Source organism: Levilactobacillus lanxiensis (genome assembly GCF_016861655.1).
GTDB lineage: Bacteria > Bacillota > Bacilli > Lactobacillales > Lactobacillaceae > Levilactobacillus > Levilactobacillus lanxiensis.
In genome coordinates this window covers 189,096-213,104 of sequence record NZ_BOLN01000001.1, presented here as the reverse complement: position 1 = coordinate 213,104, position 24,009 = coordinate 189,096, and the positions used below count along the sequence as shown (strand labels likewise).

Below are 24,009 nucleotides of genomic sequence, written 5' to 3'. Positions count from 1 at the left end.
AAAATTTCAGCCAATAGCTTCCTTCCAGTATACCATGTAAGCGTTTAACTACCAGGACAAATCTGCCTGATTCATGGTGGTGAGGGTGGTTTTATTTTAGAAATTCGTCAGTATTTGGCGGCTGCTTGCGCACGTCCTGAGGCAGTTGCTTCGCTGACCTAATTAAGGCTTGCATCAGCCAAAATATTTTTTTGCGAGTGGACGGTGGCTTGGGTTCCCGTGACCGTTGGCTTGGGGGCTGAGCCGACCTCCCCGCTGAACGATTAAGGGGTGCTATTTATCGGGTTTCGTGCTAATATTTAGGCTTACCCAACTGTTTTAAGAACTCTTGGTTTGCGATTCTTGCAGCTTAGTTGACAGGTTTCGTGCAAGCAACTTTACCCGTAAAAATGCCGATTAAGATGTCAAATTTTACATTTTTTTTAAATGGCGCAAAACCATTGTTTCCGCGGGGTAAACATTATATGATTAGTTTAATTAAAAAGACTAATTTGGCGCGACTTTGGCCGCTGATTAGGTCGTCTTGGACAGCTATTAGTTTGGTTGGCAAGTGAATCACCATAAAACAAATCAATATCATAAATAACATTGGCAACTTAAACAACTTGGCGTACCACCATTCGGGGGAGTATGACCAGTCTTAGCAGTTACTGGTTTCAAAAGAGAAGGAGCAATTAAAATGGATCAATCTTACACGCGGCTTACGCGGGAGCTCATCCGCAACCGGCGCGCGGGCAAGCGGCGTTACATAACCGGATTTGATGGGATTCGGACACTAGCCGTTTTGGGGGTCATCATCTATCACCTGGCGCCATCGACGCTACAAGGGGGCTACTTAGGGGTTCCTATCTTCTTCGTAGTTTCTGGCTATTTAATTACTTATTTACTGATTCAAGAATGGGATTCAACCCACAGCATTGATATTTTAGGCTTTTACGGGCGCCGGCTAAAACGGCTGTATCCCGCGTTGGTCACGATGTTACTGGGAACTACGGCGTATATCACGTTGTTCCAGCGGAGTCTGTTGGCCAACATTCGGGGAACCGTGTTGACCAACATGATCTACGGGTATAACTGGTTTGAAATTAAACACGGTCAGTCCTACTTTGACCGGTTCAGTGGCGAGTCGCCGTTCACCCATTTGTGGTCGCTGTCTATTGAAGGGCAGTTCTATTTAATCTGGCCGTTCGTTGTGCTGGGACTCCTCTGGTTCCTGCGTAAACGGGCACGGGCAGCCGCTATTCTGTTTGGCATTGCCATCTGTTCGGCAATCGCAATGGCTGTGCTGTATGATCCCGCCAACACCAATCGGGTTTACTACGGGACGGACACGCGGATGTTTGCGATTCTGGTCGGGACCGCCATGGCCTTCCTATGGCCAGCGCACAAGCTTAATGAAAATGTGACGACCGCCCATCGGGTCATTTTAGATGTGGCCGGGGGCCTGTCCTTACTGACTTTAATTTACATGTTCTTTACCATGAACGGCCAAGCGGCCAGCACGTACCGGGGCGGCATGTTCTGGTTCACAGTGCTGTCCGGCATCCTGGTCGGCACAGTGGCCCATCCCGGGAGTGATTTAAACCGGGTCCTGACCAACCGCGCCTTCAGCTACATTGGCCAACGAAGCTATGGGATTTACCTGTATCAATTTCCCGTGATGATTTTCTACGAATCACGGATTAATATTGGGAATCATCCGTTGTTAAACTCACTGATTGAAGTGGCCCTGATCATGCTGGTCACCGAGCTCAGTTACCGCTGGATCGAAAATCCTATGCGGCACTACCACTACGGGCAAATCACCAATGACGTGGCGACTTACCTGCAACAACCTCGTGCGCACCGGCTGGTCAACAGTTTGGGCGTTGTCGCGGCCTTGTTATTTGGCTTAACGGCGGTCGGCTTTGTCCAACAACCCGCCGCAGCCAAGCCAACGGCCCTGCAACAGACGATTACGCAACGGTCTGCCGCAGCTAAGAAGAAGAACGAGGCGGCCGCCAAGAAGCAGAAGGCCTTAGCCAAGGCGGCTTCCAAACGTAAGCACGAAAAGGCTGTGGCGTTCTCCAAGATGTCCAAGGCCAACCAGAAGACGGCGAAGTATTACTTCTTAACGGCCGATGAGTTGATGACCAGTAAGCAAACGCCATTGACGGCGGTCGGGGACTCCGTCTTACTGGATGACTCCGGTGACCTGCAAAAGGTCTTCCCAGGCGCTATCGTCGACGGGGCCGTGGGTCGTCAGGCTGATGCCATGCCAGGCATCATTAGCAGCTTATCGCAACGGGGTCAGCTTGCGAAGAACGTGCTGGTCAACATCGGGACGAACGGATACGTGACGCCAGCGCAGGCTGATCAAATTGTCCACGCCATTGGCCCGAATCGCCAGATTTTCTGGGTCACGGCCCACGTGCCAACGCGTGAATGGCAAAATTCCGTGAACAATCGGATCAACAAGACGGCGGACAAGTACAAGAACGTTCACGTGATCGACTGGTACACGACGGCGCAGAACCACAGTAGTTGGTTCGTTAGCGACCACGTGCACCCGAACGACCATGGGAATCGCTACTACACCTCCCTCATCGCCAAGACCATCACCAAGGTCACTAACGCCAAATAGTCTCTGGCGGCGCCTTACCGGGCGGTAAAAATGAGACCGGAACGCGGTGGGCAGGACGCCCAGAGCCAAAGGGCGGTCTCTGAACTTGCTTTGAGCCTCAAGAAGCGAGTCTCAAAGACACCATTTACGCTGCTAGCGCATCGTAAATCCCACGGCTGGGCTCATTTTTACCGCCCTCACGGCTGAGACTGGTTTGGGGCTAGTGAGCTTGAACTGGACGTTGGTTTTGAACTCTTAAATATAAAATGACTTTTACGACAGGACGTTTTACCCGCTTTCTTGGGTGAACGTCCTGTTTTGTTTTGGTCAGCTTTCACTGAAATTTTGTGCAGTGTGTGAGGTGAACTGGGTTCGCTTTCAGGACAATCGCGTTGTCAAAAAACAGTGAACTTGCTGGGAAATGATGGGGCTTCATCAATCACCAAATACCGGTTTAACAGAGATTTAGCGTCTTTAATTTCCGCCACCTTTTAGCCCCTTAACGTTAGTTGGTTTAATTTACCGTTGGGGTCAGATTTTTACAGTTTTTCAGTCGTTTTTAGGAGATTATCCCGGTCACATTTTTCCGTGCGTGATATGATACCTAGTGAATTCAGGGATGGATTCACCATATAATCTACGGGGGGAATTGTTATGATGAAGAAAGTTGCAATGATTGCTGCGGCAGCTGCGATGGTATTACCTTTAGGGTTAGGCGCCATCGCACCCACCCAAGCTGAAACGACGGCCTTTGCGGCTACTAAGGCAGCTGCGAAGAAGACGACGTTGACGTTAGTAAGCAGCAAAGCCATCAAGAAGGCGGCCTTCCACGTGAAGAGTGGCAAGCCAGCACTGTATAGCGCAGCGTTTGCGGCCGACAAAGCCAAGGTCACCATGGCTAAGAAGGGGACCTTAGCTGGCAGCACCACTTACTACGCAACCAAGAAGATCGTGGTAAAAACCAAGGCAACTAAGACGGCCAAGGCCAAGAACGTCACTTACGCTTACATCAAGAGCGCTAATGGCAAGGTCAAAGGCTGGGTGGCCCTTTCTAAACTGACCGCGGGCAAGTTTATGGCCGCAGATGGTAAGAAGGTGGCCAAGGCTGCTGACAAGATTGCCGGCAAGACCTACACGCTGGTGAAGGCAACGAACCTGAAGAAGGCCGCTTATCACTTCAAGTCAGGTGACCCGGTTGTCTTTAGCGGCAAATTCGCTGCTGACAAAGCCAAAGTAACTTTAACGAAGAAGGGCGTTTTACCAAACAGCAAGACCTTCTACGCAACGAAGAAGATCACCATCAAGCAAAACAAGAAGAACGTGGCCTACCTGTACATCACCAAGGAAGGCTGGGTTAAGGCTTCTGCGTTGACTGCTGGCAAGTTCATGGCGGCTGACTAAGGAAAGACCTCAGTAGGTTTTAAAATGGCGCGGGAATGCGGTCCCACGCCATTTTTATGCGGCCAGCCAGTATAACAAAATTTGTAAAGGGTCCGCCGTGCTATTTGGGCAGCATCATGGTAGACTTAAGCCAATCAAAAAGGGCCGCCGCGTATCAGCACGACCACCCTCCCTGGCTTCGGTTGCAAAACAGTGGCTAGCGACAAACGATAAAGATAACCTTCCGCCGCAGAGCTAAGTGTTTGGGAAGGTTATTTTTTTTGTAAAAAAACCGTAGAAAATTAACGGTTACTGTTAGATCAAGGGTAGCCAGATTGATTACATCCAGCTAATCATCACGGTTAGTCTGCCTGGAATCAGACAAAAAACTGTTGAGCAAACGGCGCCCAATTCGACTGCTATGGGTAGTTGCGGGTTAAACCAGTGTGAGCCGCAGGGACGGTGAAAATGAGCTTAGCCGTGGGAGTTCCCTTGGTGGCGGAGCCGCTTAGGGAACTGATATCTTTGAGACGCGGTTCTTAGCGGCTCAAAGTAAGTTCGGAGACCGCTCTTTGGCTCCGGACGTGCGCCCACAGCGCCCCGGCTTATTTTCACCGTCCTGGAGGCGAATGAACGAAACTAGTTTAACCCGCATCTAATTATTTAGATAAGCCGGCAATCAAGATTGGACCGTCCAATTTCATCAAAAAATTGTAACACGACCTGTTGCAATTGCCGTTAGATTAAGCTTTCCTAGCGTTTCTTAGAAATGGCTAATTTTCAAAGTAAACGCTTTACAATGCATGACAAAGCAAGCATAATGGAGTCGTAAAAGGCACATGAATCTACGGAGGTGTTTTTGATGGTAAAGACAAAAGCAGTAATGATCGGTGCAGGTTTAGGGAACATGGCCGCAGCGGTTTACCTGATTCAAGAGGCCCATTGGAGCGGCAAGCAAATTACGTTCTACGGGGTCGATATGCATGGGGCCAACGATGGCGGCACGACCAGTGAATTCAATGATGAATACTGGAACAAAAACCATCCTCTAGACAACCAAACGGGGTACGTTGCCCGTGGTGGCCGGATGCTGAATTACCGGACTTACGTTGATTTGATGGACTTACTGGACCGGATTCCTTCCGCTACTGAGGACGGGATGACGGCCGCTGAAGATACCCACGACTTTGATTCCCATCACCAGACCTACGACAAGGCCCGTCTGTTGCAGGGCGGCAAGGGCATCATCGACGGCGGCAAGCTGGGCCTGAACAACAAGGACCGGGTCTTGCTCTCCAAGTTAGTCTTAATGCCAGATGAAGAAGAAACTAAATTAGACAATATTACGATTGCTGAATACTTTAAGGACGATCCACATATGTTCCAAACCAATTTCTGGTACATGTGGGAAACGACTTTCGCCTTTAGAATTGAAAGTTCCGTTCAAGAATTACGGCGTTACATGCACCAAATGATTTATGAATTCACGCAAATTGAACACCTGGTTGGGGTCAACCGGACCCGTTACAACCAATTTGAAAGTATCATGCTGCCATTGATCAACTACTTGAAAGATCAAGGCGTGACCTTTATTGATAACCGTATCGTCACGGACTGGGAGTTTGCGGACAGTGCCTTACAAGACGAAATCACGGTTACCGGCTTACACATCAAGAATTTGGAAACGGACAGCGAAGACTTAGTCGACATCGATGATGACACCGCCGTTATCTTTACTAACGGGTCCATCACCGACTCCGCCACCATGGGGGACTACGACACGCCAGCCCGGGAAAACATGGAATACGGCATCAGTGCCGCTCTCTGGAAGAAAGCCACGGAACGCTTCTACAATCTGGGGACGCCAGACAAGTTCTTTAACGACCGGAAGAATTCCGAATGGGTCAGCTTCACGTTGACCACGAAGAACCACCTGCTGTTGAATGAAATTACTCGGATCACCACGCAAGTTCCTGGGAACGCGCTGAACTCCTTCCTGTCCACGACACCAATCACGCCACTGGGCCAAAAGGATATTAACATGTCCATCGTGGTTCACCACCAGCCGCACTTTACGACCCAGAAGCCAAACGAATCCGTTATCTGGGGCTACTTCCTGTACCCACGTCGGACGGGTGAATTCGTCCACAAGCAGTACATCAAGATGACTGGTAAGGAAATGGCCCAAGAATTGATTGGGCAACTGTCCAAGGTCGACCCTGGTCCCGTTAACATCAAGAGTAAGGAACCAGAAATCATGGACAGCATCATCAACAACATTCCAGTCTACATGCCATACGCCTCAGCCCTGTTCAACAACCGGGCTAAGACCGACCGGCCAGAAGTCATTCCGGCACATTCCACGAACTTGGCCTTCACGGGTGAATTTGCGGAACAGCCTTACCAAATGATCTTCACGGAACAAAGCGCCGTTCGTTCGGGTGAAATTGCTGCATACCACTTCACGGGCATTTCGATGGATAACTTAGTCGACACGCCACGGTATGACAAGGATCCGAAGACGTTGCTGAAGGCGACGAGAAGAATGTTTAGCTAAAACACTCACGGGTAAGGGCCGGTTAAGTGGTGCAGTCCTCCTTGCGACGGCCGTCACTTATGCTGTGGGCACGACGCCCTTACCCTGAAATGAAGGAACCGACCTGCTTGGTTGGCTCCTTTTTTGTTGGGAATTTAAAAAATAAACGGGCGTTCTCTTTTGAAAAAAGCTGGCTTTGCTATGCTAAGAAAGAGGGGAGAAGAAAGTGGACCTAAATTCTTGAAGTGTAATTTTTTGAGCTTATAGGGGTAATCAGTGAAAATGACAGATTTTACTAAGGGGGAACGGTTTGCAATTTGGGGATATCGCAAGTCTTTTAAAGCCATTCAAGCCAAATGTTTACCATAGAGGCACATATCGGTGCTATAATGGCAAAAACGAGGTGGGAATAATGAAAAATATGGAAAAGGATCGAATCAGTATTCGAGTTGATCACGATAGAAAAGAGGCTGCTCAGTCTATTTTGGACGACTTGGGCCTTGATTTAGGAACGGCGATTAACATGTTTTTGGCGCAGACTGTTCGTGAGCAGGCACTTCCCTTCCGACCAGCTAAACACCCATCTGCTCTAAAACAAGCGCTGGATGACGTTAAAAATGGTGATGTGACGACATTTGATTCGGAAAAGGACTTCTACAAATATTTAAATGAGCAGGAGGATTAAATGCAGGTCAGGGTCACGCGGACGTTTAAGAAGAGTTTGAAAAAATTAGTCAAGAAACATTATGATAAGGCCAAGTTGATAGAGGTCATTGAGCTAATTAAGCACGGCGATAATGAAACGCTTGTCCGACAGTTTAATTGTCACTTACTAAAGGGTGACAAAATGGGTATCTATGAATTACATTTAGAGCGAAATTGGTTGCTACTTTATCAAATAATTGGTACAAATCAATTGGTTTTGCTCTTAGTGAATACGGGAAATCATGATATTCTAAGATAAGAAGGACTCAGTACCTATAGATAATCTCGTTGTTAGCTTTTAATTCTGTATGACTAAGTTGAGAATCGTTTCTGTTGTGATATTTTTAAGACTAAATACCGTAGCAGGCCAAATAAAAATGGCAGCCCAATCATCTCTGATTGTGGCTGTCATTTTTTATCGACGGGATTAACTCGCCAAGCTATTCACATTGGTTCGATGTTCTGTGGTTCCTTGCCAGAACGGTACTTTGACCACGCCCATGACCTTGTTGGCACTGACGTAGCCCCAGGCCCGACCGTCCTCGGAGACGCTGCGGTGGTCACCCAAGACGAAGTAGTGACCCTTAGGCACGCGGTTGCCCTTGTAGGTCCAGTTGCCCTTTTGTGCCAGGGAACTCAGCGTCCAATCGCCGGTCCCCGTGGTCCGCTCATTCTGGTTGATGAAGGACTGATTGATTTTTTTATTATTCACATAAATGTAGCCATTTTGACTGACGACCTTGTCGCCGGGTAGGCCAATCACGCGTTTGACGTAGTTGGTGTTCTTGGCCGCAGCGGGATCCTCGCCGTAAGCGTCGAAGACAATCACGCTGAGGCGTTTTAACTTAAGCGGCTTGACCACGACCATCCGCTCCTGGTCGACGAGGTTGGGCTCCATGGAGTCCCCAGAAACTTTGACGACCTCAAACAGGAAGGTCCGCACCAGCACTACTAAGACGAGCGCCACTAAAATGGGGATGATCCAACTAAAAACACTGCGTAACACTTTCATGAAGTTATTTCTCCTTGGTTAATTAGGATTAGGGGCTAATCACCAGTTATCGGTGATTCTGGGGCAGGCAGGATGACCACCACCCACGGCGACCGCTAAATTCAAGTTACGGATATCTGTGGTCAATTCTAGCATAGTGGACCCCCACGTTAGCCCGTTTAGGTGGCCGTTTAGGAAAAAATTAAGTAAACCCCAAGAAACTTCGTTCAAATGGTAGCGTTTCCAGTGAAAATATGTAACAATAAGGACGTAAACCGTTTTATTAACGAAGGAGGATTCATCATGGCTGATAAACAAGAATTGTTAAAAGTCGCAACTGACATGCTCGACAAGGCGTACACCCCATACTCACATTTCCACGTAGGTGCAGCAGCGGTCGGTGCCAGCGGCAAGATCTACGGTGGCTGTAACATCGAAAACGCTTCGTACGGTGCCACCAACTGTGCCGAACGGACGGCAATCTTCTCCGGTATCGCTGCGGGTGAAAAACACTTCACGGCTTTGCTGGTGACCGGGAACACGGACGGTCCAATTGCCCCTTGTGGCATCTGCCGCCAGGTCATTTCTGAATTCTTTGATGCCGATGCGCCAATCTACCTGACCAACCAGAAGGGTGCTTTCACGGAGACCACGGTTGAGGGCATCCTCCCCGGTGCCTTCGTCGACTTGAACTAACCATAAATTGGTCCATCCGAAGTTCGCTCCCGGCGTCGGGTTCAAGGTGCCCTGCTATGGGGCCGGTTCCAGCCGAAGGGCGGGCTTCCACCTCACCTTTGAGCCTGAAGTGCGGTCTCAAAGGTTGTCCCATGCTCTAAGCTGAGTGAGAAACCTCAGCTTAGAGCATCGACACAGCCGGGAACCTTGACCCGCCTCTGGTCGCTAACACGTATGTGGCCATTTACGATTGATTCAAGGAGCTTGGTTTTGTCCTTTTCAATTTTCCTACGACTAGGGACGACACCATTCATTGTTGGTGTTGAGGGCGTGATCACTTGCGTCTAATGAGCGACCGCAGATTGTTAGGTTTGTTAGGCTAGTTAAATTTTTGAATACTTAGAATGTGACGCTCAGTAGAAACTTGCTGAGCGTTTTTTGTCGTGGAGTGGGAAGGTGGCTATGGATTTGGTGTGGGTTAAACCAGTGTTAGCCGCAGGAATAGTAAAAATGAGCCGTGCTAGGGGATGTCAGTGACCAGAGGTGGGCCAAAGCGACCAGCTGTGTCGATGGTCTTAGTAGAGTGAACTTCTCTACTTAGAGCATGGGATGACCTTGGAAACTCGCGAATTTCAGCGAGGTTTCAAGGCAAGGTGGAAGCCCGATTCTCAGGCTGGAACCGGCCCCACAGCAGGGCACTTTGAGCCCGCCGCCGGGAACGAATATCACCGCGTTCCGCTTCATTTTCACCCTCCCGGAGGCGAAACTAAGCTCCAACCCCAAACCTAAAGCGAATTAGCTGAAATCGTAAAATTCAACGCACAACCTGAGCCGGAGGAAGCCAGGACGGAGCCAGCTGTGTCGAGGGTGTTAGTCGGCGTTTCTCAGCCGGCTTACAGCCTGGGGCAACCTTTTAGACTTGTGGGTTTCAAGGCTAAAAGTTGAGGTGGGAGCCTGAACTTTGGCGGGAACCGACCCCACAGCAGGCGCAGTCCTGGAAGCCGCAGGCGGCCACTCCCACACAACCTGCACTAAACCAATTTTACTATTTCAGATAAATTACTTTGACACACACAGTAGTACGTGATACAGTAGTCTCATCAAAACAGAAAAGGAAGTGGCAGCATGGCTGAGGTTATTTCCAAAGATTTAATCCGGGGCCATACGGATACGATTATTTTAAACATCCTGCAACAGGGGGATAGTTACGGCTATCAGGTGGCTAAGCAGGTGAAGGCGCTGAGTGATGGTCATTACGAGTTGAACGAAGCCACGCTGTACACGGTCTTTCGACGGTTAAAAAAGAACGGCGCGTTGACGGATTACTGGGGCGATGAGTCGCAGGGGTCGCGACGCAAGTACTATCACATCACGGCAGTCGGCACGGAATTATTGCAGGCGAACACGGCGGCCTGGCGCGTGGCCAAGCCAATTATTGATGATCTGATCACGGGCAAGATTACTGAGGAGGAAGACTAAGCATGGACGATATCACAATGGAAATTCGCACCCGGCTGGACCAACTATTCAGCCAATACCAACCATCACGCGCACTGACTGAGTTGAAAGAGGAATTGGTCGGCGACCTGACTGAAGCGGTGACGGACAAAGTCAATCAGGGCCAGGACACCACCAGCGCCATCGACGAGGCTATGGATCAACTGGGCGACATCGACACGCTGCTCAAGGAAGTGGCTGGCGATGACAGCACCACTGAAAATGCCGACACCACGGAACGTGACGACACGACCGCATCCGGTTCTGATCAAGACAACGATGATGAGACCATTCACATCGACAACACCGGTGACGAATCCCGCGTCCAAATTGGTAAGCTCCAGATTCACGGCGATAAGGTGACCTGGGGCGACCACGTGCTGGTCGACGGGGACAACGACAAGGTTGATTTTGGCAAATTGGTTCAGGTCGATGGCGACCACGTCACGGTGGCCGATGGCCTGGTTGACGTGAACGGTGACGACGTGAAAATTAACGGCGAGCGGCCCCGGCGGACCTATGTGGAATCTCTGCGGTTAGTCAACACGCAATCATTTGCCATCGATGACATCAATGAACTCGACATTAACTACCGCGATGCCGCCATCAAATTAGGGCCGGCCAGCGCCGACAAAATTGTGGTCAACGAGTACATGAGCCGCGACAACAGCCGCTACTACCTGCGAGCAGCCCGGCACGGTAAGCTGTTGGCCATCAAGCAGGGCGACCGGCCGCGGCTGTGGCCGCTTCACGCCCGGACTGAAATCTTCCTGCCGACTAGCTTAGCGGGTAAGGTCACGGTTCACGCCGGGAACGGTAGCTTGGAAATCAGCGACTTGCGGGCCGACTTAGCCGTCGATGCGCACGCCACGAACGGCAGTGTGCGGGCGTTCGACGACCACTTGAAGCAGTTGAAAATGCACTCGACCAACGGTTCCGTGCGGCTCGATCAGGTGACGGCCGCCACCGATTTATTTAGCAAGAACGGGAGCGTCACGGTGCGTGAGGGTGCCGGGGACGTGCGGATTGAATCCAGCAACGGCGCGGTCCGGCTCTCCGACCATGTCGGGAACGCCGACCTGCGGAGTCACAATGGCGCCATCAAGCTGGATGGCGTCACCGGGCAAGTGCACGCGGCTACGGCCAACGGCGCCATTCGCGGTCGGAACGTAAACGGTGGGGGCATCTTCAGTACCGGCAACGGCAGCGTGAATTTGCAACTGACGGGGTTGACCAGCGACGTGTCCGTTGAGAGTGGTAGCGGCAGTGCCACCTTGCAGATGCCGTTACTGACGGACTATCAATTTGACGCGAAGAACTGGAGCGCCAGCGTGAAGGTGCCAGAAGAGGCGAAATTAAGCCTCGATGACCACCACCACAAGATTGGGACTGTGGGGGAGAACGCCGAACACCGCGTGACCATTCAGGCCAGCTCTGGTAGTATTCGGTTAAGTTAGAATGCCTTAAAAAAATCCGTGGATAGTCAATCTAATTGACTGTGCACGGATTTTTTAGGGCAATTGGTTTAGGCCACTCAATTAATCAATCTATGTAACTTTCTAATTGTTACCAGTTCACTTAAACTGTGGTCATTCTTTTAGGCCGTGAGGGTTTATAATCTAGGTAGACTAGGACTAACTTAAAAGGGGTTTTTTCGGAATTTGCGGATTGCCGAAAAAGCCAGACGGATTAAATGAAGACAGCGTTTTCTTTAAATTGTAAAGAAAAAGCCAACAATTTAGCAAAAAGGGGTTTATTTTTTGCTGGGGAGAGGCGATACTAGAAGAAGTTACTGACGAGAGCCCTCGTAGAGATGCCACCAAGATTGTAATTGGTGTAATCGCACTTGGCTGATTCCGGTCAAGGGAATTTCCCGCGAATGGCCCGCAGCTAAACCGAGGTAAACGGTGGAAGCTGAAACGTAGTCGACGGTTCCCGTATACGTAACGTTATTGAATATTAGCGTGGTCACTTGATTGTTTTGATAGGCTAGTTGGAGTAGGTGCTTAATTGGCTGGCTAACACGTTGCATGATAATCATCACGTCCTTGATGAAATAAGATTAATTTCATTATAGAACATCCGTTCGCTTTTTGAAACCCGATTTTTAAATATTACTGGATAACTTAATTTCATGGTAAAATGTACGGAGGGTTGTCCATTTGGGAAAAGCTGACCGGTGACGGGCGGAATTTCATCAGCTAGAATTAAGACCCGTAGCTGTGCGCAATCAAAGGACATAAATGACAGCGCCTGGCGCTGGACTAGAAGGAGTAATGGACTGATAATGACAGAATCGACTAATGAGGCTGTAACCGAAGCTGAACTGAAAAAAGAATTTGACGATCTTTACATGCACATTTTCAAATATATTGGTGACTTTGTCTCCATCCCTACGCAGAAGTATAACCTCACCTTCGAAGCGTTCATGGTCATGGACAATGTCGCCCGAAGCAAGAACGGCCAGACGTTGGTTGAACTCGCTAAATTAGAAGGCGTCTCCAAGAGTGCCATTGCTCGCCAGGTCAACGTTTTGTTGAAAGAAAACTACGTGATGCAAAAGGTTGATCCTAACGACCGTCGGGTGAAGTACATTACCTTGACGGCTGCCGGGAGCCGGGTTCAACGCAACCTCTCCCAAGCCACTGACGAACGGTTCCACCGTTGGTTAGAATTTTTCGGTGGCAAGGACGAAGCCGAACGCTTCATTCGCGTGCTTCACCAAGCCAACGAACGGGCCGTCGCTGCTGGTTTTGTCGGTTTCGACAGCCTGCACGACAAGCGCCGGAACTCCAACCGGAGTCACACGAATCACTAGTAAATAAGTAAACTGTTGAAAAGACGTGGGCATTCCACGTCCTTTCGACTGCGTAAAATTAAAAACGGTGTGACCTTGAGAAATTTCTCGGTCACACCGTTTTTTGTTGTTGAAATGTGGGTTGTTGGTAAATGATTGTGGCAAAAAAAGGTTCAGTTAGCAGGAGTGGTCACAGGAATCAAAGGATAGGTAAGTGCTAACTGAACCAGTATGACGGTTTTAATACATAACTAGTAATAGAAACTAGAAACCACACGGTAAATAAACGCCAGTGTAGGGGATGGAGGCGGAGGCAGGCAAGGATGAGACCTGGTGCCCTGAAGACCGTCCCGCAGGCTTCAGGGCTGCCCCACCAGCGTCGAAATCCTTGACCTGCCGCAGCCGGAATCCCCGGCATAGCTGACGTTTAGTTACGGCGTTGGCTCTCGCGGGTTAGACGGCGGTAGACCTCCGCGCCCACCAGATCATTCGTGACCATCCACACGATGTGGCCCAGCGATTCGGACACGTGCTCTTCCGTAGGCTGGTCCTCAGCGGCGGGCACGGTACCCATGGCTGGCATGATACCGAGGTGGAAGGCAACCCAGATGGCGAGGCCAAACCAGGTGCCAGCGTCCTTTTCCACGGCCGGAATCTTCTCACCGATGATTTGGTAAAGTACGGCAAACGTGGTCGAGAAGCCAAAATGAATCACGTAGCTGACCCACGGCAATTGTTGGCCGGAGTAGGTGTAGGTGGCGTGCGTCACCTTAGCAGGGATGCCAAATTGTTCCAGCAAACGCTGGGGTGGGTTGGTGGCGTTGCGTTCCTCGGTGCGGGGTGGCAGGACGTTTTCCCAGCCGAGCTTAACTAAGCCGGAAACAATCCCGGCCGCACCACCAGCGATGACGGCTGCGCGGAGATTCAATGGATGACGTTTAAAAAGAGACATGGAAGATTCCTCCTTCGGAATAATTGCTACGATCTAAATTATAGCCTTTCGGGGATAGGATTGTGGCTGATTTGTTTGTGGATTTTGGAATAGACAATTTAGGGGGTGACGGAGAAACACAGATTTTAGCCAGAATGGATAATGTGTATCCGCAAAATTATTTAAATATAGAACGTCAGTTATTGTATCGGTGAATTACATAGTTAGTCATGGATTAGCCATGCAAATGGTCGTCTTTTAAAACATTTTTGACATTTAAGCTTGCTTTTAGTTTAGGGGAGGCGCATTATAAGAAGCAGTTCGAGTTTATCTTTCAACTTTTTAATTGATAATGAATGTTGAGTGAAAAGTGTGATGTCATGGCATTTGAACGATACATGGGATTCATGTGGATATATATGTGAATTACATAACAATCACGACTTTACACCATAGTTCTTCACCTGTGCGAATCGATTCCATAGTTAAGTTAAGTAAACATTCAAGGATTTTATCAATTAAAAAATCAGAAAGATAGGCTTCACCAAATAGTAGGGGGACTGACTTATGCAGTCAGGAAACAAAGTCATGGACACTAAAAACAATGTTCAGGTAAAAAAATGTACAAAGTCGCTAAACTACGGTCTGCTGGCCGGTACGATTCTCTTAGGCCTTAGTCTGGGCCTGGTTCCAGCTAAAGCGTCAACGACTGATGATGCCGCGGTTAATGCATCTACACCTAAGGTAGACGATACACAAACGGTGGGTGAAACACCCGCGACGCAACCAGCCACGGTCTCGTTGGGCAAATCCAATGTCGATACAGCAGTTGTGTCTAAAGCACCTGCCCAATCAGCAGAGAAGCCAGTCGCAGCTGTTCAGCCGCAAAAGCCTGTTACCGTGGACTCCAAGACAGACGCAGATGATTCAACATCCGAAGCGCCAGTTCCAGCCGACAAAAAGCAATTAGCCAGAGAGGCACCAGTGGCTGCTGATGCACCAGCGCCGGCTGATACGGATACACCGACCGATACAGACACACCAACTGACACCTCAAAACCAGCTAATGATACGACTACGCAAACAGATTATGCTAGTGCCACACCCATTACGGACAATCCCAAGGCCGTGGTTCCCGATGGCACCCAAAAACTTGATGGCAAGTACGCCTTCATTCCTAAATTCAACGGGAGTGGAACGACAGCGGTTTCAGTGATTGGAACTGAAAAGGCCGTAACTAAGAAGAATACGATTGCCGCAGACCTAGTCAATGCGACCAAGGGTCAAGTGGGCTTTAAATACACCAATATCGGGTTTGACGCCGCTGGCAACAGTATGGACATGAACATTCTCTATACTGACTGGGGTCGTTTGGATCAAACGGATCCGGCTTACGTGGAGACCTATACCACGATGATCTACTCAAACTTCCGGGGTGCCGGTTGGGGCGATGTGACCTACGAGTTTGTCCGTAGTGATTCAGGCAATCCAGAGAACGTTACGGGCTTAATGACCTTGACCGATATCGATGGTAATCAAACGGTTAGCGTTACGGATAGTCAATGGGCCGGTATCGATAACCTCTATATCCCCAAAGGCGATGACCCAATGAGCGGTCAAAATGATAACTGGCTACGGTATACGGAGAATGATGGCTACGTGACCATCGTCTCACCAGATTCGGGGAATACACCTTCTGATGGGCAATACTCAATGTTGACCTTTACTTATACCAATCAAAGTTCCTTAACGTTCCGGTACAGTGATGGGACTGATGGCACGGTACCAACCAAGTTGACGGCGTGGGGCGTTAATTACATTCCCCAAAAGCCGTTAGCCACGGCAACGGTTACGCCAACCATCACCGTCAGCGACAGCGATGAAACGACTGTCTTACGGGATACTGTTAAGGATGGCGAATCTACTTATACATACAACATCAATCAGGTCATTCCAGATGAGTGGGCGCAATTTTATTATGGCAACGTGGCACTCACGGGCACCTTGCCTAAAAATACTAGTGTGACCGGCTTCAAGGTGTTGGATGAGGTCGGTAATGACGTCACCCAGCACTTTACCAATGAGAGTACCGGGCAAACCTTTAAAGCCACCGTTAACGCAGATTACTTACAGAGTGGCGATTTTTATGGTCACCGGTACACGATTCAATTGAATATGAGCGTGCCACAAACCGATAGCGTGCAACAACTGAGCTTTAATATGGCAACCACGATTGACGGCGATACCAAGGCGTCTAATTCAGTGACGACATTGGTTGATAAGAAACATTATTTGGTGACCCATTATTACGTTCAGGGAACTACCACGTCGGTCGCTCCCGACCAACGGCAACGAGTCATCTATGGATCGAGCTATACGACGAGTGCCCAGACGCTGGATAATTACCGATTAGTTGGTCAGATTCGGACTAGTGGAACCTTTACTGATGAAAGCCAGGCAGCGATTTATGAGTATGCACCACTAACGGTCTCGATTCCGGTCAAATACGTTGATCAAAGAGGTAAAGAAATTTCACCCGCAACGAGCCTCACGGGACGCTTGGATACTAGCTATGACGCCAACAATTTGAAGCGTGATTTGACCGGCTATGACTTGAAGTCTGTCGAAAATGCGACGGGAACCTATGCGGAGAACAATGCCGCAATTATTTTCCATTACCAGGCCAAAACCATCACAATTAAAATTCATGACATTGATAATTACGAAAACAACTTGGATAAGGAATTAGGCCTTACTCGTACGATTCAAGGCTTGTACAACGATCCTTACCAGTTGTCAGTCTTAGACGTGCCGCAGTGGAGTGAAATCTATTCGGGTGCGAAGTCGTTACTTACGGGGACCTATTCGGAGAATCAAACGATTACGTTGCATTACAAACAGGCCTGGAATCAAGACTATGAGGGATATGATGGTTCAGAGACAATTCCAGTTTTTAATGGGCTTGATAAGCTTATTGGTGTTATGCAGATTCACCCGGATGTTAATGAAGATAATACAACTGTGTTGATTCAGTCAGGTGGTAGGTATTTGGTTGGTACTTTGGATGATGATGTGGATGTTAGTACTTTCCGCAAGCAAGCGAGTGTAACTAAGGGCAAGTCAGTGACAATCACCAGTAATACTGGCGAAAAAATCCGTGTATCAGTCTCGAAGTCTGGTGAGATCACGATTGCCCATTTGAACAGTGCAAGATTGCCGGTGGCTGATAGAGCAGTGATCAGTGCCAAGGGAACTCGCGTGGGTCAGTACGTTGATACTAAGAGTGCCATTAAAGGGCTGAGCACCAGTACCTATTCCTTGAATAGTGAGTACGGTTTCCAGCAGGCCGTTCAAAAGTGGCCTAATGGCTATACCAGTAGTTATGACAGTACCGATCCGCAAAAAATAAAAATTATTATTCGTAATGCTAAAGGGAAAATTGTTTATAGCAAAGCCGGTTCTCAACTAACAAAGGCAGCGAAGATTAAAACTGGAGCAGCTCACTGGATGTTTAAAAGTAATGCCTACGGTGCTTTAACCAGTGAATTGCTGGTAACCGATAAGCGGGGCAATGGCAAGTTGTATGTCCAAAAACTCACGACGATGGGTACTTTGAAGAGCACAACGGTAGCTGTGGTAAAACGTAACCAGATTACCAACATGAAGACTTTGACGTATGGACAGTATCGTGGGCAAGAGTATGATGATGAGCCCGAAGCAAGTTCGGCAAATAGTGGAAAAGTCATGGGCACACAAACGTTAAGCCGAATGAAGAACGGTGAATTTCAAGTTGTGGACTACGATAAGGATGGCCAACGAACTGGTAGAACAGTTTACCAATTACGCTCCAAGGCGGAAATTCCAACTAATTTTGCAAGATTATCAGCTGGGAAACAAACAGATTGGTTGATGGAACACAGCCTGTCAGCCCATAAGTATGATAGTAATGGACGAGTAATCTTACCGTATACGGCAGACGCCAAAGATGGGCTAGGTCAGCAGTCAAGTGAAGTAGCTAAAACGCAATCAGGGGCGAAAACAAAGCAGGTTAGACATGTGACTGTACTTCCGCAGACTGGTAATATTTCTGGTGAGAGTTTGTCAGTTTTAGGGGTATTTGGGTTGTTATTGGCCTGGATGGCTGGAATTGCTGAGGTGTTAGGAGGAAAGAAGAATGATTAACAAATTTTATCAGAAGGTACTGATTTCGGGATTGAGTCTCATGTTAATATTACCCTTGGATGTAGATGCGTTTGCTAAGGCAAGGCCAACAGTTTATGCAACAGAAGATATAGGAGCAGGAAAGACCAAAAAGGTGAATACAGAAAGTATCACTAAGATTTGGTATAGACCCCGTGCCAACAAGAGAGAATACCAGCGTGAAAAGTTATCAGGTAAGAATAAGACGTACAATGGGAAAAGAATCATTATTAGTGAGAAGGGTAAACACTATGAATTTAAACGTTTCGCCTTCTTAGCTGATGGTAAGCCTAAAAAAATGAAATATTATAAGACTGGAATTTTAAAGAAGAACTCTGAAGTACAAGGGGTTGCAATTATCGGCAAAAATTCTAAAGCTAAAATGTATATTTTAGTAACAAATAGAAGGAGTGGTAAGAATACAAATCATAGATATGGCCATATTTTAAAGTATAACCTACATACTTTGAACAAGTACGTGAATAAGAAGGGCAAACACGATAAGATTGTGCGGGCACTTGTAAAGAGTCGTAAGTATATGTATACGACCTCTGCAAGTAAATCTAAGAAGAAGCATCTTAGAAATAAGGCAAAGGACAAGTTGACCCCTACCAACTATAAAATCTATAGATCGGTGACAATTGGGCCCCGCTTTAAAGCTGGGCATGGGCAGAGCTTTGCGTATAATCCATATGACAAGTATCTATATAATGCAGCATATTGGTTGAAAAAGGATACGGGTAAGAAGCACCTGGTTACTATGCAGCGGATTGGATTAAATAAATTAAAGCCAGTTAAGCGTTGGAAGTTCTATATTCGTATCAAGAAAAAAGCGTGGCATCAAATTTGGGGAGTGAAATTCCGTTGGCCATTCCAGGATAAAAATGCTGGTTATTTACAAATTAGAGATTTAACGTTTGATAAAAATGGGAATTTTTATTTTGCAAAATTATTGGGCAGAAATAAGTTGAAGAAAAGGAAACGCTTAGCAATCGTTAAGCCAAATAAGCATGAGTCAAAATATGCAAACCAAATGGGAAAAAAGGTGCAAGTCTATCGTGGTAGATTGTCTTCTCATTCAGTTAAGATATCTGCTGTCCATCAGATTTCAAACTCGATTGGGTCAGTGAGTCAAGGATTATCTTATCGAAAAAAAGGAAACAGACTGTTCTTTATCTATGACAGTGCATTTATGTCGTTACCATTAAGTAAAATTAATCAAAAGTTTTCCAGAAAATCGATGCACTTTACAGTTTTAACCAGACAATACTATCGTGAGTCTGAAGGGATGGGAATTACTAGTGATGGAGACGGTTATCTTATCATGAATAGGTATGCCGAAGCAGTAAAATCGGTTGGCAAAGTGAGGTAGATATTTAATGAAGTTAACGAAGATTGGGGTAGTATTTTTATTGAGTTTAGGGACTATTGTCGTTGGTTGTACAAGTCAAAAGGAAGGAGCAATAAAAGCGTCATCTTCTGCAGCATCGTCAAATAGTAATAAAAAGGTCGGCAAGATTGAATCCAGTACAATGATGGATCCGGACGTGGCCTACAAGGTTGCCAATAAAAAAGCAAAATTTTACCGGAGCTTAAAGGAGTATGGCACTGAAGATGGAGTTGTGTCGGATAATGAGACGGCTCAAGGCGCTTTCTTTGGCAGTGTGAGAAAAGTGAAAACAGCTACTGGTGTGTATTACCATGTTTTCAGATACTACGCTAATGGATTTAACAACAAGTCAAATCCTGAGGGGTCGGCTGGTTATAACGAGGATGCTGACTATGGGTACGTTAAGGCTGTAAATATGAAGCGGGTTAAGACGATTAAGTCGGAATGGACTTATAAATCTAAGCAGTTATATTACGTTGGCAATCCTTATGCTTATCATATCTGGTCTAATCCGGTTAATACGAAACACTACGTCTACGTGACGCACGTCTTTGATCGACTTACGACGACGCAACTGTATGCCACTAGGGAAATGATTAAGTCTAACGGAGATCATTACGTCTATCTTAAGACTGCCAAGAGGTCATTAGGGTGGGTCTACAAATCACCTAAAGCTTTAATTGCTGGTCGTTATAAAGGATTAGGTCATCAGCTATTGAAGATTAGAGGAAAAGAAAAAATGGTCTTGAAAGTGCAGAGTAAGCGTTCGACTGGGAATCGGGTTGACGTGAATGACAGCTCTGCACTGCCACAGAAGGTCTATTTGATTAAAAATGGCCGTCAACATCGACTACGTGTCTTGACTGTTGGGATGGATAACCGTCCAATCCGATTTGATTTTTACCGGGGAGTTGCCACTCGTGTAAAAGCATATGAATATTGGCGTAAGCCTTGGAAGACAATCTCAAGTCAGAAAAAATTGCGGAGTCATTTTACGATAACGCATGAATTTTCTGAGCCGACCTACACTAATGTTCATTTCTTTTCCAAAAAGAGTAAGAAGTTAGTTCGGGTAAAAACGTATGGTACTGATAGTCAGGGGACAACCTGGATTTATCGAAATGGTCAGGTGAAATTCAAGACACATATCGATCATGATGTCTCTACTTATCCGTTAAGCGACTTTAGGTAATTAACGGTTTGTTACGTGGCTGGGTATTGCTGAATTTATCCGGTTAGTATGGACTCTAAATGAACACTTTCAACCTTTGGTTCTTACCAGGGAACCGATATGTATAATTTTAGGTAACTCTAGCATGGAGGAGTCAAATAAGACAGGACTACCCATTCAGACTAAGTGTCTGTAAGGGCAGTCCTGTTTCATTTCAGAGATTAATCTGACGAAGTTATGAGTCGCTGGCTGGTCTTGATAGTCGCTATCCCCGCACAAAATTTTAGAATATGGTAAGGTGAAACGGTAGCGCTGATGGCAGGGAAAGTGATTATCTGACTAATATCTTGAGACTATCTGTCATTAAATCAATTAAAGGGTTATCCATGAATTAAGTACAGACTAACGCTATGTCAGCCGCGGAAATGCTGAAAATAAGCCAACGCGGTCGATGTAAGTGACCAGAGGCGGGCCAAAGTGACCAGCTGTGTCGGTGGTCTTAACTGAGTGATTTTCTCAGTTTAGTCCACGGGACGACCTTTGAGACCGTTCTTTGGCTCAAAGTCGAGGTGGAAGCCCGTACCTCAGGCTGGAACCGGCCCCACAGCAGGGCGCTTTGAGCCCGCCGCCGGGAACGGACACCACCGCGTACCGGCGCAGTTTTCACCATTTTTAAAGGCCATAACACAGCGTTAGCCCAAAACCATGAGAGGGGAAGAGAAGATGCAACCAACTTTCAAGCAAGGCTTCATTGAGATCAAGGATGCCACGCAAAACAACCTGCAGCACGTAAACCTGCGGGTGCCCAAGTACCAAACGACGGTGTTTGTCGGGCTATCGGGGTCCGGCAAGTCCTCGCTTGTGTTTGATACGATTGCGGCGGCCTCACGACGGGAACTGAACGAGACGTTCCCCAGTTTCACGCAACAGTATTTACCCAAATATGGCCAACCGCACGTCGGCGACATTGAACACCTACCGGTCGCCATCGTCATCGCCCAACAGCGGCTGGGGAAGAATGCCCGGTCGACGCTGGCCACGTACACCGGGATCTATTCGTTGATGCGGCTGCTATTTTCGCGCATTGGCAAGCCCTTCATCGGCTACTCCGACAGCTTCTCGTTCAACCTGCCACAGGGGATGTGTCCGGCCTGCCAGGGCCTGGGTTACGTGGACGACATTGATGAAAGTAAGCTGATTGACCCCGAAAAGTCGTTGAATCAGGGCGCCATCACGTTTGTTAGCTTTGGTCCGGACACCTGGCGTTGGCGGCGGTACGCGACCAGCGGGCTGTTTGACGACGATAAGCCCATCAAGGATTACACGGCCGAAGAATACGAGTTACTGATGCACGCGCCGCAACAGAAGCTGGACCACCCGGGCGAGGGCTTTCCCCGCACGGCGCTGTATGAGGGCGTCGTGCCGCGGGTTCGCCGTTCCGTGATTGGCAAGAAGGAAGCCGAACACCACCGCGAGGCCATTGCGGAAATTGTGACGCGCAATCCGTGTCCCGTTTGCCAGGGCACGCGGTTGAAGCCGGAAGTCCTGACCAACCACCTCAACGGCCACAACATTGCCGAGGTCACCGCCATGGATCTGCGCCACGTGCTGGCGTTTTTGCAGGGCATTACCGAACCGTTGGCCGCCGACGTGGTCCGGGAGCTCAGCACCAAGATCCAGTCGTTGGTCGACATCGGTCTGGGCTACCTGACGCTGGATCGCGGCACCAGTTCGCTGTCCGGTGGGGAGGCCCAACGGATCAAGATTGCCAAATACCTGACCAGCGCCTTGGTCGATATGGTCTACATTTTAGATGAACCCAGCGTCGGGTTACATCCGCACGACATTCAGTTGGTCAAGCAGGCGTTGACCCGGTTGAAGGATAAAGGCAACACCATTTTGGTGGTCGAACATAACCCAGCAATGATCGACTTCGCGGATTACGTGGTTGAGATGGGGCCGTTAGCCGGCAAGGGCGGCGGGACCGTCACGTTTACCGGGACCTATCCGGAGCTGCTGGCCTCGGACTCGCTGACCGGCAAATGGTTGCGCCAGGCCCATCACTGGGGCACGGAACGGCAGCCAACCGGGCATTTAGCCTTACGACACGTCACGCAGAACAACTTACAAAATGTGGACGTGGATGTCCCACTGGGCGTGATGACCGTCATCTCGGGGGTCGCCGGGTCCGGGAAGTCTTCATTAGTTACGGCGTTGAAGTCGCAGCTCACGGAGGATTATATCGACCTGGCCCAAGCGCCCGTGGGCATCAACATCCGCTCGACGCCGGCCACCTACTTGGGAATTTTGGATGAGATTCGCAAGCTTTTTAGCGACGCCAACAATCGGGTCGGCACCAGCCTGTTCAGTTATAACGGCAAGGGCGCCTGCCCGCGGTGTAAGGGGAAGGGCGTCACGATTACCAACATGGCGTTCATGGACCCGGTCGTGCAGACGTGTGAGCTCTGTCACGGCCAGCGCTACAGCGAGGAAGCCCTGCAGTATACCTATCAGGGCAAGAACATTGCGGCGGTGCTGCAGCTGTCGGTCAAGGCGGCAACGGCCTTTTTCCAGGACACGCCTAAGCTCGCCAGCCAACTGGCCAACCTGGACCGCGTGGGTCTGGGCTACCTGACGTTGGCGCAACCCCTGACGACACTGTCCGGTGGGGAACTCCAGCGGTTGAAATTGGCGGTCGAACTGGGTAAGTGGGGAACGATTTACCTGCTGGATGAACCCACGGCCGGTCTGCATTTGCAGGACACCGCGCGCCTGTTGAAGCTGTTCAATGAACTGGTCGCGGCCGGCAACTCGCTGATCATCATCGAGCACAACCTCGCCGTGATTGGCCAGGCCGACTGGTTGATAGACGTCGGCCCGGATGCCGGGCGTTACGGCGGTCACATCCAGTATAGCGGCACGCCACGTGAATCCGTCAACGTGGCTGATTCGCGGACTGGGGTGGCGTTGAAACGCTGGATCGCTGAAAATTAAAAGGTGTGGGAATCCGCTGTCCGGGAGGTTGGGACGGCGGATTTTTTTAAAGTGGCAGAAATAGCCTGAAATTGACAATTATCAAGTTATTTGGCACCGTTTCGTAGTAAGCTAAGTTCTGTTGTTAGCGTGTCGCGTCG

Annotated in this window: 16 protein-coding genes; 13 read left to right on the top strand and 3 right to left on the bottom strand. The window is 48.6% G+C overall.

The annotated features are described in order from the left end of the window. Positions 1-679 precede the first annotated feature (679 nt). The 5 genes from JUF22_RS00860 to JUF22_RS13880 all read left to right on the top strand — a co-directional run bounded on the left by JUF22_RS00860 (position 680) and on the right by JUF22_RS13880 (position 7,482). A complete protein-coding gene (locus JUF22_RS00860; protein WP_203642455.1) occupies positions 680-2,623 on the top strand; it encodes an acyltransferase family protein in 1,944 nt (647 codons plus the stop codon). A 633-nt stretch (positions 2,624-3,256) separates the two neighbouring features. Beyond that, positions 3,257-4,003 (top strand): hypothetical protein, encoded by a 747-nt coding sequence (locus JUF22_RS00855; protein ID WP_203642454.1) that lies wholly within the window; start codon positions 3,257-3,259, stop codon positions 4,001-4,003. Positions 4,004-4,844: 841 nt separating this feature from the next. After that, a complete protein-coding gene (locus tag JUF22_RS00850) occupies positions 4,845-6,539 on the top strand; it encodes an oleate hydratase (protein ID WP_203642453.1) in 1,695 nt (564 codons plus the stop codon). Between the two features lie 391 nt (positions 6,540-6,930). Next, the gene (locus tag JUF22_RS00845) at positions 6,931-7,203 is read left to right on the top strand and encodes a type II toxin-antitoxin system RelB/DinJ family antitoxin (protein WP_203642452.1); all 273 of its coding nucleotides are present in this window, start codon (positions 6,931-6,933) and stop codon (positions 7,201-7,203) included. Next, complete coding sequence (locus JUF22_RS13880) at positions 7,204-7,482, top strand: type II toxin-antitoxin system mRNA interferase toxin, RelE/StbE family (RefSeq protein WP_373306098.1); 279 nt, start codon at positions 7,204-7,206, stop codon at positions 7,480-7,482. A 168-nt stretch (positions 7,483-7,650) separates the two neighbouring features. On the opposite strand, the gene lepB is transcribed toward JUF22_RS13880, so the two are convergent. After that, positions 7,651-8,235, bottom strand: coding sequence for a signal peptidase I (gene lepB, locus JUF22_RS00835; protein ID WP_203637618.1), 585 nt, complete (start codon positions 8,233-8,235; stop codon positions 7,651-7,653). Between the two features lie 282 nt (positions 8,236-8,517). Here lepB and JUF22_RS00830 point away from each other — a divergent pair, with 282 nt between their 5' ends. The 3 genes from JUF22_RS00830 (at position 8,518) to JUF22_RS00820 (ending at position 11,843) form a co-directional block, all read left to right on the top strand. After that, on the top strand, positions 8,518-8,910 hold the full coding sequence (locus JUF22_RS00830) for a cytidine deaminase (protein WP_125764372.1): 393 nt from the start codon (positions 8,518-8,520) through the stop codon (positions 8,908-8,910). Between the two features lie 1,104 nt (positions 8,911-10,014). Continuing rightward, positions 10,015-10,368, top strand: coding sequence for a PadR family transcriptional regulator (locus JUF22_RS00825; protein ID WP_203642449.1), 354 nt, complete (start codon positions 10,015-10,017; stop codon positions 10,366-10,368). Positions 10,369-10,370: 2 nt separating this feature from the next. Further along, positions 10,371-11,843 carry a DUF4097 family beta strand repeat-containing protein gene (locus tag JUF22_RS00820; protein WP_203642447.1) on the top strand — a complete coding sequence of 491 codons (1,473 nt, stop codon included), beginning with the start codon at positions 10,371-10,373 and terminating at the stop codon, positions 11,841-11,843. A gap of 332 nt (positions 11,844-12,175) precedes the next feature. Here JUF22_RS00820 and JUF22_RS00815 read toward each other — a convergent pair whose 3' ends face one another. Further along, positions 12,176-12,418: a hypothetical protein gene (locus JUF22_RS00815; RefSeq protein WP_236000673.1), complete on the bottom strand. Its 243-nt coding sequence runs from the start codon at positions 12,416-12,418 to the stop codon at positions 12,176-12,178. Positions 12,419-12,673: 255 nt separating this feature from the next. Here JUF22_RS00815 and JUF22_RS00810 point away from each other — a divergent pair, with 255 nt between their 5' ends. Beyond that, positions 12,674-13,204, top strand: a complete 531-nt coding sequence (locus JUF22_RS00810; RefSeq protein WP_203637614.1) for a MarR family winged helix-turn-helix transcriptional regulator — start codon at positions 12,674-12,676, stop codon at positions 13,202-13,204. 406 nt (positions 13,205-13,610) lie between these two features. On the opposite strand, the gene JUF22_RS00805 is transcribed toward JUF22_RS00810, so the two are convergent. After that, positions 13,611-14,135, bottom strand: a complete 525-nt coding sequence (locus JUF22_RS00805) for a DUF1440 domain-containing protein (protein ID WP_203642445.1) — start codon at positions 14,133-14,135, stop codon at positions 13,611-13,613. A 546-nt stretch (positions 14,136-14,681) separates the two neighbouring features. Here JUF22_RS00805 and JUF22_RS00800 point away from each other — a divergent pair. From JUF22_RS00800 to JUF22_RS00785, 4 genes are all read left to right on the top strand, one after another. Beyond that, entirely contained in the window at positions 14,682-18,296 is a 3,615-nt protein-coding gene (locus JUF22_RS00800; protein WP_203642443.1) for a MucBP domain-containing protein, read from the top strand. Continuing rightward, positions 18,289-19,686 (top strand): hypothetical protein, encoded by a 1,398-nt coding sequence (locus JUF22_RS00795; protein ID WP_203642441.1) that lies wholly within the window; start codon positions 18,289-18,291, stop codon positions 19,684-19,686. Before JUF22_RS00800 ends, JUF22_RS00795 begins: the two co-directional genes overlap by 8 nt. Before the next feature lie 7 nt (positions 19,687-19,693). Beyond that, positions 19,694-20,896 carry a hypothetical protein gene (locus JUF22_RS00790; RefSeq protein WP_203642439.1) on the top strand — a complete coding sequence of 401 codons (1,203 nt, stop codon included), beginning with the start codon at positions 19,694-19,696 and terminating at the stop codon, positions 20,894-20,896. Between the two features lie 702 nt (positions 20,897-21,598). Then, positions 21,599-23,869, top strand: a complete 2,271-nt coding sequence (locus JUF22_RS00785) for an ATP-binding cassette domain-containing protein (protein WP_203642437.1) — start codon at positions 21,599-21,601, stop codon at positions 23,867-23,869. Positions 23,870-24,009: the final 140 nt, after the last annotated feature.

What these genes read in the sequence shown, in the direction of transcription:
- JUF22_RS00830 (WP_125764372.1), top strand. Translation starts at nt 8,518, where the DNA reads ATGGCTGATAAACAAGAATTGTTAAAAGTCGCAACTGACATGCTCGAC.
- JUF22_RS00820 (WP_203642447.1), top strand. Translation starts at nt 10,371, where the DNA reads ATGGACGATATCACAATGGAAATTCGCACCCGGCTGGACCAACTATTC.
- JUF22_RS00855 (WP_203642454.1), top strand. Translation starts at nt 3,257, where the DNA reads ATGATGAAGAAAGTTGCAATGATTGCTGCGGCAGCTGCGATGGTATTA.
- JUF22_RS00795 (WP_203642441.1), top strand. Translation starts at nt 18,289, where the DNA reads ATGATTAACAAATTTTATCAGAAGGTACTGATTTCGGGATTGAGTCTC.
- JUF22_RS00785 (WP_203642437.1), top strand. Translation starts at nt 21,599, where the DNA reads ATGCAACCAACTTTCAAGCAAGGCTTCATTGAGATCAAGGATGCCACG.
- JUF22_RS00810 (WP_203637614.1), top strand. Translation starts at nt 12,674, where the DNA reads ATGACAGAATCGACTAATGAGGCTGTAACCGAAGCTGAACTGAAAAAA.
- lepB (WP_203637618.1), bottom strand. Translation starts at nt 8,235, where the DNA reads ATGAAAGTGTTACGCAGTGTTTTTAGTTGGATCATCCCCATTTTAGTG.
- JUF22_RS00815 (WP_236000673.1), bottom strand. Translation starts at nt 12,418, where the DNA reads ATGCAACGTGTTAGCCAGCCAATTAAGCACCTACTCCAACTAGCCTAT.
- JUF22_RS00860 (WP_203642455.1), top strand. Translation starts at nt 680, where the DNA reads ATGGATCAATCTTACACGCGGCTTACGCGGGAGCTCATCCGCAACCGG.
- JUF22_RS00790 (WP_203642439.1), top strand. Translation starts at nt 19,694, where the DNA reads ATGAAGTTAACGAAGATTGGGGTAGTATTTTTATTGAGTTTAGGGACT.
- JUF22_RS00850 (WP_203642453.1), top strand. Translation starts at nt 4,845, where the DNA reads ATGGTAAAGACAAAAGCAGTAATGATCGGTGCAGGTTTAGGGAACATG.
- JUF22_RS00805 (WP_203642445.1), bottom strand. Translation starts at nt 14,135, where the DNA reads ATGTCTCTTTTTAAACGTCATCCATTGAATCTCCGCGCAGCCGTCATC.
- JUF22_RS00845 (WP_203642452.1), top strand. Translation starts at nt 6,931, where the DNA reads ATGAAAAATATGGAAAAGGATCGAATCAGTATTCGAGTTGATCACGAT.
- JUF22_RS13880 (WP_373306098.1), top strand. Translation starts at nt 7,204, where the DNA reads ATGCAGGTCAGGGTCACGCGGACGTTTAAGAAGAGTTTGAAAAAATTA.
- JUF22_RS00825 (WP_203642449.1), top strand. Translation starts at nt 10,015, where the DNA reads ATGGCTGAGGTTATTTCCAAAGATTTAATCCGGGGCCATACGGATACG.
- JUF22_RS00800 (WP_203642443.1), top strand. Translation starts at nt 14,682, where the DNA reads ATGCAGTCAGGAAACAAAGTCATGGACACTAAAAACAATGTTCAGGTA.